The sequence below is a fragment of the Betaproteobacteria bacterium genome (assembly GCA_009377585.1).
GTDB lineage: Bacteria > Pseudomonadota > Gammaproteobacteria > Burkholderiales > WYBJ01 > WYBJ01.
Genome location: WHTS01000150.1, coordinates 1 through 12,639 on the forward strand (window position 1 = coordinate 1; position 12,639 = coordinate 12,639).

Sequence of the window (12,639 nt, forward strand, 5' to 3'; positions counted from 1 at the left end):
TGGCGGCGCTCAAGCGTCGTGCAGCAGCCCTCGGCTTCCTCATCACCCCGACGCCAGTGCCTGCTTGATCCTCAGCATCCAGAGATTGGTTTCTCATGAGAGGAGGGGAAAGCGTCATGAGAGGAGGAATCATGGACATTTCCCCTCCTTGACAAGGAGGGGCGGGACGCGACGGTGTCGCGGACGGGGTGGTCTTCGCCGGCGGCCACACCGCAAACCTGCCCTACCGTCTCATCTTTCGCCGAACGCGAGATCCAGCACGTGCCTGAGCGTGCGCGCAGTCGCACCGAACACCCGGTGCCCGCGGAAGACGAACGTTTCGTTCGGCCACATCCGACCGAGGACTTCCCTGGGTGGCGCGACTTCCACGTTGCGCGGATCGAGCAGATGGCGCACGGGTACTTCGAGGATCTCGGCGACCTCACGCTCCTGCGGCCGCCAGGGATAAGGCGACACCGCCGGATCGATCAGACCGGCGAAACCGGCCACGAACATGTCACCGCCGCGCGTCCAGAAGTCGTCGAGCCGGCCGAAGAGCTCGACGTGGCGCGGCTCGAGCCCGATCTCCTCATCGCTTTCGCGCAAAGCCGCGGCCAGCAGATCCGCATCATCGGGCTCGCGCCGGCCGCCCGGAAAGGCGATATGGCCCTGCTGCATCGATACGAAGTTGGTGCGCTTGGTGAGCACGATATGCAATTCGCTGCCGAGCAGGTAAAAAGGAACGAGCACGGCATGCGTGATGGCCGACTCGTCTTCGCGGATCGGACGGTAGCGGTGCTGCCGGATTCGCGTCCGGATTCGCCCGATCGCTGCGTCGGCGTGCGCGGGCGCTGAGTGCTTCGGCTTGCCCATCGTGTCTTCCAAGCGCTGCTCCATCGCCGGTCTCGCGCTCGCGCATCAGAACAAGCGCGCGATTTGCGCAAGTCTAACGCAGGTCACGAACCGTCTGGCTCATTCGAGCTTGAGCCCCCGCGGCCTTGATCAAGGTGGCGGTCTGCTCGATGGTGCGGCCGATGACGGCCGCGAACTCTTCCGGAGTCCCGGGCTGAGCCACCATGCCCTGGCGTTCCAGCGCGGTCTTCACGTCGGGCAGTTTCGTGATCCGGCCGACCTCGCTGTTGAGTCGCGTGACGATGTTTTTCGGCGTAGCGGCCGGCGCGGCCAATCCGTACCAGGTGAAATAGTCGAAGCCCGGGATGGCTGCCTCGGCGATCGTCGGGACCTCGGGCAAGGCGGCCACGCGCGCGGCCGTCGTAAAGGCCAGCGGGCGCAGCCGCCCGCTCTGCAGCATCGGCGTCGCTGCCGCGAGGCTGGTGATGCAGAGACTCACTTGCCCCGTGGCCGCGGCGATCACCGCCTCGCTGGAGCCCTTGAACGGTACGTGCAGCATGGTCACCTTGGTCTGGAGATTGAGCAGCTCGCCGGCAAAGTGGTTGGCGCTGCCGATTCCCGGCGAAGACCATTCGAGCTTGCCGGGCCGGGAGCGCGCCAGCGCGATCAGATCCTTGATGCCGCGCACGGGCAGGGAAGGGTGCGCTACGAGCAGCAGCGGTCCGATCGAGATCTGGGAGATGGGGGCGATATCGCGTTGCAGATCGTACGGGAGCTTCTTGCGTACCGCCGACTGCACGGCGGTCGAAATCGGCAAGAGCAGCAGGGTGTGGCCGTCCGCGGCTGCGCGAGCCACGCGTTCGGCGCTGATCGAGGTCGCCGCGCCCGGACGATTTTCGATCACGAAGGCCTGGCCCATCGATTCCGTGAGCTTCTGCCCGACCAGGCGTGCGACGAAATCCACCGCGCCCCCGGGAGCGAAGCCGATCACGATCCGCACGGGCTTATCCGGGTAGGTCTGAGCGAGCGCGCTTCCCCCTGGCCAGACGAGCGCAGCGGCGAATAATGGCCACAGGTTGGGGGCAATCGAGCACGGGTGCGTCATCACGTTCTCCTGAGATGTTTTCCGAATGAAAGGTTTTTCGCCTTACAGCGTGCCCGGTAGCGGTTGCGTCGCGGCTGACCGTAGATCCATGCCGAGGCGTGTAGTTCTACTATCGGCGGTCCACTCTCTGGAACTTGCGACGCATGCGGGCATAATAGGCGCCTGCCAAAGCGGGCAGGCCGGTATGGGGGAGGAATCCAGCCGAGCGCGCTCGCGATCTGCCGCAACACGTTCCACCGCGAGATGGGGCGATTCGCGTCTCATCGTGCTGTAGATGACTCTCACAACGAGGAGGGGTGGCATGCGTACGATTCGATCGTTGGGCACATGGGCAGTTCTCATCCTGTTGGCATGCGGCAGCGCCTGGGCGCAATCCTACCCCGGCAAGCCTGTGCGCGTGATCATCGTCTTTCCGCCGGGAGGGGCAACCGACATCGTCGGCCGCATCGTCTTCCAGAAAGTCGGCGAGCAGCTTGGCCAGCAGTTCATCATCGACAACCGACCGGGCGCCAGCGGAACCCTGGGTGCGTCGTTGGTGGCCAGGAGCCCGGCGGACGGCTACACGCTCATGGTCTATTCCACCACGTTGATCGCCAATGCCCACATGTACAAGAAGCTGCCTTACGACACGATGAAAGACTTCGTTGGCCTCTCGCCGGTGGCGCAGCTGATCGGCATGTTGTCGGTGCACCCCTCGATGCCGGTGCGCAGCGTCAAGGATCTCATCGCCCTGGCGAAGAAGCGCCCAGGTGAGATCAGTTACGGGACGGCCGGCGTCGGCGCCTTCCAGCATCTGGCGACCAGCCTGTTCGCCAACATGGCCGACATCGACATCGTCCACGTGCCGTACAAGGGCGGCGGCCCGGCTTCCCTCGGGACTGCCGCGGGCGAAGTGCAGATGATCCTCACGCCCATCTCGGAAGTCCTCCCGTATATCAAGGGGAAGCGGCTGCGGCCGATCGCGGTTTCTTCCGACAAGCGCACGGCGCAATTTCCGGATATCCCGACTATCGCGGAAACCGTGAAAGGCTACGAATTCAGCTCGTGGATGGGGACGTTCGCGCCGGCCGGTACGCCGAGAGACATCATCGAGAAGCTCAACGCCGAGCTCAAGAAAGCGGTCGCGGATCCCGCTGTCGCCTCGAACCTCTCGAGCCAGTCGCTCATCCCCATGCACATGACCCTCGACGAGTTCGCCAAGCAGATCAAGGTGGAGTACGAAAGGTACGCGAAGATCGTGAAGATCTCGGGTGCCCGGATCGAGTAGCGAACGAAAAACGTCGATCCTCACAGGGGAAATCCAGTCCTCTGCGGATCTTCGCCTGTGCGCGGGTGACGTTTCTCTGCTTCACGTGAAGTTCACGCGCAATTGTCGCGCGTGGAGTTCACGTTGTTCTGGATGCCACCTCCGCACGACTGAGGCGGCATCAACCTTGCGCGGACGAGCCTCCTCCAGAGCGGAGCACGCCTGGAGGTTTGCGCTCACCGGTTCCACGGTCAACAACACAACTGGCGCGCGCAGAGCCGTATCGGTACGATTCGGTGATGATCGGCGGCTCGGCTGCACGCGCCTGGGCTTACGCGTCCACGAAATGAACTGAGGAGATCGAGTGATCGAGCTGAAGGAGAAGTTTTCGGTGCCGGCGCCGCCGGACGAGGTCTGGCCGCTCATGTCCGATCCGGCGGTCGTGGCCGCGTGCATTCCGGGGGCGGAGCTCACCGAGCTGACGCCGGAGGGCGCCCATCGCGGCAAGGTGACGTTCAAGTTCGGCCCCACCGTGGCAGTGTTTCGCGGCGAGACGCGGCTCACCTACGATCATCCCGTCAAGCGCTGCCTGATCGAGGCGCGTGGCATCGACCAGAAGGGCGCCTCGCGCGCCCGGGCGCGATTCGAGGTCGAGGCGAAGGGCACGGACACGACCGAAGTCAGCATGGAAGGTGGATTCGAGGTCGCCGGCCCGCTGGAGATGTTCGCCTCGGCGGGCGGTGTGCACGTTGCGCGGGCGCTGCTGGCTGAGTTCGCCGGCAACATCGTCAAGGTGATCGAAGAGCGGCGCGAGAAGGGCGCCGATGCGGCGGTGACGCAGGCGCCGGCGGCATCCGGAACGAAGATCCTGGGTCGTGCGCTGCTCGACGGCGCGCGCGGCATCATTGGAAGCAAGGACAAGGAAAGCGAATGAGCGAGTTGAACGGATACGAAGTGTTGTCGCAGGCCTTCGTGGCGGAAGGCGTGGATACGATGTTCGCGCTGCTGGGCGACGCGAACATGTATTGGGGCGCGGTGATGGCGCAGAAATACGGCGTGCGCGTGGTGCATGCGCGCCACGAGCACTGCGCCTGCGCCATGGCGGACGGCTACGCGCGTCACACCGGCAAGGTGGGCGTGGCGACGGTCACCTGCGGTCCCGGCTTCACGCAGATCATGACGGCGCTCACCACTGCCGCGCGCGGCAGCATTCCGATGGTCGTATTCGCGGGCGATTCGCCGACCTCGGCCGCCTGGTACGTCCAGCAGCTCGAGCTGGGACCGCTGGCGACCGCGACGGGCGCGCGCTACCTGGCGGTGAAGAGCGTCGACCGGATGCTCGATACGGTGCGCGAAGCGTTCTACACCGCGCGTCAAGAGCGGCTTCCCGTGGTGCTCGGCGTGCCGATGGATCTGCAAAAGGCGCCGTTTCCCTGGGGTGCGGAGTATTCGCCTTCGACCGAGCTCATGCCCACACCGCAGCGGCCGGCGCCCGATCCCGCATTGGTCGAAAAGCTCGCAGCGATGATCACGGAGTCGAGCCACCCCATCATCCTGGCCGGCCGCGGCGTGTTGCGCTCGGGGGCGGGGCCGAGCCTCGAGGCGTTGGCGGAACGCTGCGGTGCCTTGCTGGCGACCTCGCTTTTCGCCAAGGGCCTCTTCGACCACAACCGCTTCGGCATCGGCGTGGCGGGTGCTTACGCCAGTCCGCTTGCGCGCGAGGAGTTCGCCGCGTGCGACCTGCTGATCGGCGTCGGCGCTGGTCTGGGGCACTACACCACCGAGGCGGGCTATCTCTATCCGAATGCGAAGACGGTGCAGATCGACATCAACCCGCGCGGGCTGTACCAGGGGCTGCGCGTCGCCGATCTGCACATCCGGGCCGATGCCAAGGCGACTGCCGAGGCCGTGCTGGCGAAGCTCGCGGAGCGCAATTTTTCTTCCGCCGGCGTGCGCTCGCCCATGCTCGCGAATCGCATCGCGCAAATGGCGGCGCGGCCGGATGCGAAGGAGTTCCTGGTCGCGCCCGGCACGGTCGATCCGCGCCCGGCGATGCTCGAGCTCGATGCCGCGATCCCGAAAGACTGGACGGTCGTGAGCGGCGGTGCGCACTTTGCCGGCATCGTGGTCACCCATTTCTACGGGCGCCATGCCGAGCAGGTGCACGTGCTCAACGACTTCGGTGCGATCGGCTCGGCGTTCCCCGCTGCGATCGGCGTCGCGGCGGCGCGCGGCGACGGCAAGGTGCTGCTGATCGAAGGCGACGGCAGCCTCATGATGCATGCGCAGGAGCTGGAGACGATCCGCCGCCAGGACATTCGCATGCTCATCTGCACGGTGAACGACGGCGGCTATGGCGCCGAGGTGCACAAGTTCCGGGCGCAGGGCTACGATCCGCAGGAATCGAAGCATGGCCGTGGCGACATCGCATCCATCGCGCGCGGCTTCGGCCTGCGCGGCGAGAAGATCACCGGCCTGGGCCGATTCAAGGAGCTCTTCGCCGCGCACCAGCAGGCCGGGCAGGCGGAGCTGTGGGATTTGCACGTCGACGACAACATCGCGTCGGCGCCTTACCGGCGGATTCACTTCGGCGAGCTGTAGAAAGCGCACACGGGCGCACTTCGCCCATTAAGACCACCCCGTCCGCGACACCGTCGCGTCCCGCCCCTCCTTGGCAGGCGGGGAAACCAGGTCTTTCTCCTCCTCTCATGAGGAGGGGTGGCGCGGAGCGCCGGGGTGGTGTGGTTCTGATCGCACGAGACCACCCCGTCCGCGACACCGTCGCGTCCCGCCCCTCCTTGGCAGGAGGGGAAACCAGGTCTTTCCCCTCCTCTCATGAGGAGGGGTGGCGCGAAGCGCCGGGGTGGTGTGGTTGGGAGCGTTGGCGCGCAGCTTCGAACAAATCTCGCCAGCTTCGATCCGCGCGCAGTCGCAGACCCGACCGCGCCTACTGCCGCACCGGCTCGGCGACGAAGACCGGAATCTGTCGCGTGGTCTTCTTCTGATAGTCCTCGTAGGGCGGATACGCGGCCACCGCGAGCTTCCACAGCCGTTCGCGCTCGGCCGCATCCTTGACTTCCCGAGCCTTCATCGCGGACACCTCGGTCCGGTCGCGCAGCTCGAGGTGCGGATTGGCGCGCAGGTTGTACACCCACTCGGGGTTCTTCGGCGCCCCGCCTTGCGAGCCGACGAGGACGTAGCTGTTGCCGTCCTTCACGCGCATGAGCGGCGTCTTGCGGATGGCGCCGGTCTTGTTGCCCGTGTGGGTCACAAGGACCACCGGCAACCCGGTGTCGCGCAGGGTGGTGCCTTGGGTGCCGCCGCTTTTCTCGTAGAGCTCGACTTGGTCACGTACCCAATCCCGGGGGCTGGGAATATATTCGGCCATAGGATTCTCCTTGCTACCAACGAATCGGTGCGGATCGCGCCAGGACCTTGCCATGGGCAACCGACATTGTAGGCCCGAGACCGTATCTCCGCTCGGCGTCGGGGTCGCGCTGCTGCGGCTGGGTGCATTCGCCTTCGGCGGCACGCCCTCGCTAAGCCGATGTGCCTGCTCCATCCGGCGCTGGTGATCGACAGCGCCATGGTCATCTTTGCCGCATGGCGCGGCCTGTCGCCGGTAGCCGCGGCCAATTGCCTTCGGCACGATCGGCGGCGCAATCTGGTGCAGTTAGTCGATTCCCAATCCCGGACAGGACGGTGCAGATGAATGCGATCGATTTGCTGGGCCTGGCCGCGGGCGCCCTGGTGCTCGCAACTTTCTACCTCAAGACCATGATCCCGCTGCGAGTGGTGGCGATTGCGAGCAACGTGGCGTTCGCGTCCTACGGAATATTGGCGGACGCGATGCCGATCGTGGCCTTGCACGTCCTGCTGCTGCCGCTGAACATGTTGCGCCTCTACCAGATGCGCGTGCTGATCGCCCGCGTCAAGCGCGCCGCGCGCGGCGACCTTTCGCTGGACATGGTGGTGCCTTACATGAACCTGCGAACATTCCCGGCGGGCACGCGCTTGTTCAGCCGCGGCGACCCGGCCGAGGAAGTATTCCTGGTCATGAGGGGCCGCGTGCGCATCGAAAGCAAGGGCGTGCTGGTGAAGCCTGGGCAGCTCGTGGGCGAGATGGGGCTTTTCTCCCAGGGACAACGACGCACCGACAGCGCGGTGTGCGATACCGAGGTCGAACTGGCCTCGGTGAGCGAGGATCGCATTTGGGAGTTGTTCTACCAGAACCCCGAATTCGGCGCCTATCTGCTGCGCATCGTCATGCAGCGCGTCGCCGGCAGTGCGGAGATGGCGACCGCATAGCGTTCGGATTCGATTGCCCCAGCGTGGCGTGTCGAGCGTGGCGTTGGCTCCCCAACCTTTTTGCCGGACAATCGCCGTATCCACCGTGTTTCCACGCAGGAAGGCCCACATCATGAGCTCTGAATCGTTCGATTTCGCGCCGCTGCTGCCGACGGGGCTGCCGCCGGCGGCGGCCCGTTGGACCGGTCGGGTGAAGTACGACTTCACCGGCGGCAACAACGATCCCGACCGGCTGCCACTCGATGGTCTCATCGCCGCAGCGAGCTCGGTGCTCAAGCGCGAGGGCCGCACGCTCGCGACCTACGGATTGAACAGCGGCCCGCAAGGATACCAACCGCTACGCGAGTTCCTGGCCGGGAAACTGAAAGCCGACGCGGGCATCGCCTGCACGCCCGACGACATCCTGATGACGTCCGGGTCGTTGCAGGGGCTCGATCTGGTCAACCGCACGCTGCTCGAGCGTGGCGATACGGTGATCATCGAGCAGGACTGCTACCAGGGCTCGATCAACCGGCTGCTGCGCCTGGGCGTCACGCCGATCGGCATTCCGCTCGATGGCGACGGCATTCGGATCGATCTATTGTCGAATGCGCTCGACGAGCTGAAGCGCAAGGGCGTTCGCCCCAAGTACATCTACACCATCCCGACCGTGCAGAACCCGACCGGCACCATCCTGCCGGTGCAACGGCGCCGAGAGTTGCTGCGTTTGTCGGCCGACTACGGCGTGCCGATTTTCGAGGACGATTGCTACGCCGATCTCATCTGGTCGGGCGAGCGGCCACCCGCGATTTATGCGATGAGCGAGCGCGGCGGCGTCATCTACATCGGCACGTTCTCGAAGTCGATCGCACCGGCGTTGCGCGTCGGCTACATCGTCGCGCCCTGGGAGGTGATGTCGCGCATGCTCGCGATCAAGTCCGACGGCGGCACCGGCGCGCTGGAGCAGATGGTGCTGGCCGAATACTGCACCGCCAATTTCTCCAAACATGTCCCGGTGCTGCGCCAGACCCTGCGCGGCAAGCTGGAAACGCTGATGGAATCGCTGCAGCAATCCTTCGGGCCCGCCGCGCAGTTCGACGACCCCAAGGGCGGCATCTTCCTCTGGATCACGCTTCCCGACAACGTCGATACGCAGAAGCTCTACCAGCCGGCACTCGCCGCGGGCGTTGCGATCAATCCGGGCGCGGAGTGGTCGGTAAACAAGGCGCACGGCCGCAACCGCATGCGACTGTGCTTCGCCAGCCCGAGCCACGAGGAGATCAGCCACGGCGTCGCGGCGCTCGCCGAGGTCTGCCGCCGCGAGTTCGGCGTGCCGGCCGGTTAGAGGCGGCACAGACCCCGACTGCGCGGCGATTCCACGCGCAACTCCCAGACTGCGCGGCGATTCCACGCGCCGCGCAACTCCCAGACTGCGCGGCGATTCCACGCGCCGCGCAACTCCCAACCTGGTGTCACTCAAAGAAGGAAGTAACGCATGCCCTGTTCACACTCGCGCCGGATATCGGCTTCGGTCCGCCTTACTTGCGGCGTCATCCTGCTTGCCGCAGCTTCGGCATTTGCGCAGAACTATCCCGCCAAACCCATCCGGCTCATCCTCGGCTTTCCGCCCGGGGGCTCGAACGATGTGGTTGCGCGCATCGTCGCACCTCGGCTCGGCGAGCTGCTCGGAGCCCAGGTCGTAGTCGAGAACCGGCCCGGGGCGAATGCCACGATTGCGACCGAGTATGTCGCCAAGGCGACGCCGGACGGCTACACCATCATGCTCGGCAGCTCGAGCCCGCTCGCGATCAGCCCATTCACCTACTCGAAGCTCGGCTACGACACGCTGCGCGACTTCGTCGGCATCGCGCAGATCGCGCTCACGCCGGAGCTCGGCGCGGTGCATCCGTCCGTTCCGGCGCGCTCGCTGAAGGAGCTGGTCGCGCTCGCGCGCAGTCAGCCGGGCAAGCTCAACTTCGCCTCCTCGGGCAACGGCGGCATGCCGCATCTCGCGCTCGAGCTCTTCAAGAGCCTGGCCAAGATCGACGTGCTGCACGTGCCGTACAAGGGCGCCGGCCCGGCGGCGATCGATCTAATCGGCGGCCACGTCGAGGGCATGATCATCGACTTCCCGGCGCTCTATCCGCACGTCAAGGCGGGCAAGCTGCGGGCGCTCTTCCTCGCCGCCGATAAGCGTATCGGCCTGCTGCCCGACATCCCCACCTCGAGCGAGGCCGGCTATCCCGAGCTCATCGCGGTGAACTGGTTCGCCATCATGGCGCCGATCAAGACGCCGCGGCCCGTCGTCGACCGGCTCCATGCCGGGTTCGCCAAGACGATGGCCACGCCGGAGGTGAAGGAACGGTTGCAGGCGCAAGGCGTGCAGACCGCGATGAGCCCATCGCCCGAAGCGTTCGCCAAATTCCTGCGCGCCGAGCTCACGAAGTGGAGCAAGGTGGCAAAGGAGTCCGGCGCGCGTGCGGATTGAGGGACGCGAAACACATGAATTCGACATTGCGAAATTTGCTCGCACTCGCGGCAGTCCAGTTGCTGGCAAGCCTCACGCCAAACGCCTCGGCGGCCGAGACTTACCCGACCCGGCCCATACGTCTCATCGTCCCGTTCACCCCTGGCGGCGGTGCGGACGTGGTCGGCCGCCTGATCGCCGCCAAGTTGTCCGAACGGTTGGACAAGCAGCTCATCCCGGACAACCGCACGGGTGCGGGCGGCGTGATCGGCACGGACCTGGCGGCGAAGGCGACTCCGGACGGCCACACGCTGGTATTCGTGCCGACCTCGTTTACGATGCAACCCGCGCTGCAGAAGCTGCCCTACGATCCAATCAAGTCGTTCGTTCCGGTATCGCGGGTCGGCAAGGGTTCCTTCGTGCTCGTCGTCATCCCGAGCGTTCCGGCCCGAACGGCCAAGGAGTTCGTCGCGCACGTGAAGCGCAACCCCGGCAAGCTCTTCTTCGGCACCGCGGGCGCGGGCTCGAGCGCGCACATGTTCCTCGAGCTGTTCAAACTGATGGCCGACATCGACATCACCGTCGTGCACTTCAAGGGCGGCGGCCAGCAGGTTGCCGATCTGCTCGGGGCGCACAGCCAGGGCACGATGATTTCGCTGCCCGCGGTCAAAGCGCATATCGCCTCCGGCAAGCTGCGTGCGCTCGCCACCACGGCGTCGCAACGCACCGTCTTCCTGCCCGATGTGCCCACACTCGCGGAGTCCGCGGTGCCCGGCTATGACGCATCCGCCTGGTGGGGGATTCTCGCGCCGGCCGGCACGCCGTCTTCGATCGTGGCCAGGCTGGACAGCGAGATCAAGGGCGTTCTCGCGCTGGACGACGTCAAGCAGCTGCTGGCCAACCAGGGTGTGGAGCCGGACTATCAGGCTTCCGCGCAGTTCGCCCCGTTCATCGCCGGGGAGATAGCCAACTGGAAGCGCGTCGTGCAGAAGGGCAGCATCAAGCTGCAATAGGCGCGAATGCCGGAGCGGCCCGCCGGTTCCGAACCTGCGGGCCGAACCGCTTCACGCGAATGCGGAACGTGCATTCGGCGACAGACTGCTCGCGCCGAAAACGATAACCTATGGTCCAGTTATCGGCAGCGCACGGAATCCTCCATGAGCGAAGGTCGAAGCGCCGCGGGACTGCCGGTCATGATTTACGACTGGCTGGAGCCGAGCATTCGGGAGATCGCCGACAACATCTGGCATGCCCAGATGGCCGGATGGCCGCGCGTGCTGACCTACATCTATCGCGGCAAGGCGCAAAAGCGCGCGATTCGCAGGGAGTCATTGCGTCTCGTCCCTCACATCCAGAGCCGAGACGAGTATCCGTTCGCGAGCACCCTGGAAAACGAAGGCAGCGTCTGGATCGGCCACGCCTCGGTTGCGCAGCAGAACACCCAGCGCGATCTGATGAACGGCTTCTACCGAAGCCAGGGCGCATACGCGAAGGGCACCACACTGCGGTTCGAGGTTCGCGTGATCAACCATCCCGGCGGCTCCGTCAGCGTGGGCTCGACCGCTTGACCCCATGCGTCCCCGGCGACCACGCCGGCTCGCGCCGAACGCGAGGGTCGTCTTTCAGTCGACACCACACCACCCCGGCGCTTCGCGCCACCCCTCCTCATGAGAGGAGGGGAAAGTCCTGATTTCCCCTCCTGGCAAGGAGGGGCGGGACGCGCGAGCCGCGCGGACGGGGTGGTTACCGGATCAACGCACGCCGGCGGCGGTCGAGCGCAGCAGCTTGCCGCCCAGCGCGCCGGTATGCTCGCCGCTGCGGAACGCGACTTTGCCGGCGATCACCGTGGCCAGTATGCCGTTCGATTTCTGCTTGAGCCGCCGTGCTCCGGTGGGCAAGTCGTATTCGATGGTCGGCATCTGCGGTGCGATCGTTGCCGGATCAAACACGTTGAGATCGGCGATGCAGCCCTGGCGCACCATGCCGCGGTCGGCGAAGCCCCACGCCACGGCCGGAGTCAGGGTGATCATCTTCACCGCCTCCTCGAGCGTGAACGCGCCGCGCTCGCGCATCCAGTAGGCGAGCAGGTGGGTGTGGATCGACGAATCCATGATCAGGCTCACGTGCGCGCCGGAATCGGAGAAGGTCATCACCGTGCGCGGATGCTTGAGGGTCGCGAGCGTTTCCTCCTCGCTCTTCGGCACTGTGGCATCGTCGAACTGCATGAAGAGCTGGTTGAAATCGCTCTCCAGCGCGAGATCCATCATGATTTCGACCGGATCGACGCCGCGCTGGGTCGCAAGCTCGGCTACCGTGGGATTGCGGCTGACCGGGTCCTTCAGGACGTACATGTTGTGGTATTGCGGCGCGCGCGGCTCGCCGCCGCCGGTGCGATAGCCGCCGCGCTTGGTGGCGGCGACCAGGCGTTTGCGCGTTTCCGGATCGCTGAACGCCTTGCGCTGCGCCTCGTTCGGCAGTGCGCGCACTTCCGCCCACTCGGGGAAATCGTCGAACTGCAGCCGGCCCTTGAACGACAGGATGTGAGAAACGCCGCGGGTATGCGTCTGCCCGAACATGCGGCCGCCGGCCTTGGCCGTGGCGTCGAGCAGGTTGCGGGAGTCCTCCGTGCCCTGGCTTCCGGCCGGCATCCCGAAGGTGATCGGCACGCCGCTTTGCACGGCCAGGTCGCGCAGGCGGTCGTTG

At 65.7% G+C, this 12,639-nt stretch carries 12 protein-coding genes; 8 read left to right on the forward strand and 4 right to left on the reverse strand.

What is annotated here, in order from left to right; genetic code table 11:
- Positions 1–231: 231 nt before the first annotated feature.
- Positions 232–876 carry an NUDIX domain-containing protein gene (locus tag GEV05_27705; protein MPZ47080.1) on the reverse strand — a complete coding sequence of 215 codons (645 nt, stop codon included), beginning with the start codon at positions 874–876 and terminating at the stop codon, positions 232–234.
- A gap of 49 nt (positions 877–925) precedes the next feature.
- Entirely contained in the window at positions 926–1,936 is a 1,011-nt protein-coding gene (locus GEV05_27710) for a tripartite tricarboxylate transporter substrate binding protein (GenBank protein ID MPZ47081.1), read from the reverse strand.
- 274 nt (positions 1,937–2,210) lie between these two features.
- Between GEV05_27710 and GEV05_27715 the strand changes: the two genes are divergently transcribed.
- From GEV05_27715 to GEV05_27725, 3 genes are all read left to right on the forward strand, one after another.
- On the forward strand, positions 2,211–3,203 hold the full coding sequence (locus tag GEV05_27715; GenBank protein MPZ47082.1) for a tripartite tricarboxylate transporter substrate binding protein: 993 nt from the start codon (positions 2,211–2,213) through the stop codon (positions 3,201–3,203).
- A gap of 343 nt (positions 3,204–3,546) precedes the next feature.
- Positions 3,547–4,116 carry a hypothetical protein gene (locus GEV05_27720; GenBank protein MPZ47083.1) on the forward strand — a complete coding sequence of 190 codons (570 nt, stop codon included), beginning with the start codon at positions 3,547–3,549 and terminating at the stop codon, positions 4,114–4,116.
- Positions 4,113–5,783, forward strand: a complete 1,671-nt coding sequence (locus GEV05_27725) for a thiamine pyrophosphate-binding protein (GenBank protein ID MPZ47084.1) — start codon at positions 4,113–4,115, stop codon at positions 5,781–5,783. The genes GEV05_27720 and GEV05_27725 overlap by 4 nt, the downstream gene beginning before the upstream one ends.
- Before the next feature lie 346 nt (positions 5,784–6,129).
- Here GEV05_27725 and GEV05_27730 read toward each other — a convergent pair whose 3' ends face one another.
- Positions 6,130–6,570: a nitroreductase family deazaflavin-dependent oxidoreductase gene (locus tag GEV05_27730; GenBank protein MPZ47085.1), complete on the reverse strand. Its 441-nt coding sequence runs from the start codon at positions 6,568–6,570 to the stop codon at positions 6,130–6,132.
- Between the two features lie 215 nt (positions 6,571–6,785).
- Here GEV05_27730 and GEV05_27735 point away from each other — a divergent pair, with 215 nt between their 5' ends.
- From GEV05_27735 to GEV05_27755, 5 genes are all read left to right on the forward strand, one after another.
- Positions 6,786–7,490, forward strand: a complete 705-nt coding sequence (locus GEV05_27735; GenBank protein MPZ47086.1) for a cyclic nucleotide-binding domain-containing protein — start codon at positions 6,786–6,788, stop codon at positions 7,488–7,490.
- A gap of 112 nt (positions 7,491–7,602) precedes the next feature.
- Positions 7,603–8,814, forward strand: coding sequence for an aminotransferase class I/II-fold pyridoxal phosphate-dependent enzyme (locus tag GEV05_27740; GenBank protein ID MPZ47087.1), 1,212 nt, complete (start codon positions 7,603–7,605; stop codon positions 8,812–8,814).
- A gap of 150 nt (positions 8,815–8,964) precedes the next feature.
- A complete protein-coding gene (locus tag GEV05_27745) occupies positions 8,965–9,957 on the forward strand; it encodes a tripartite tricarboxylate transporter substrate binding protein (protein MPZ47088.1) in 993 nt (330 codons plus the stop codon).
- A 14-nt stretch (positions 9,958–9,971) separates the two neighbouring features.
- Positions 9,972–10,949 carry a tripartite tricarboxylate transporter substrate binding protein gene (locus tag GEV05_27750; GenBank protein MPZ47089.1) on the forward strand — a complete coding sequence of 326 codons (978 nt, stop codon included), beginning with the start codon at positions 9,972–9,974 and terminating at the stop codon, positions 10,947–10,949.
- Between the two features lie 144 nt (positions 10,950–11,093).
- Positions 11,094–11,504: a hypothetical protein gene (locus tag GEV05_27755; GenBank protein MPZ47090.1), complete on the forward strand. Its 411-nt coding sequence runs from the start codon at positions 11,094–11,096 to the stop codon at positions 11,502–11,504.
- A gap of 183 nt (positions 11,505–11,687) precedes the next feature.
- On the opposite strand, the gene GEV05_27760 is transcribed toward GEV05_27755, so the two are convergent.
- Positions 11,688–12,639, reverse strand: a 952-nt coding sequence (locus tag GEV05_27760) for an amidohydrolase family protein (protein MPZ47091.1), incomplete at its 5' end; no start/stop codon positions are given.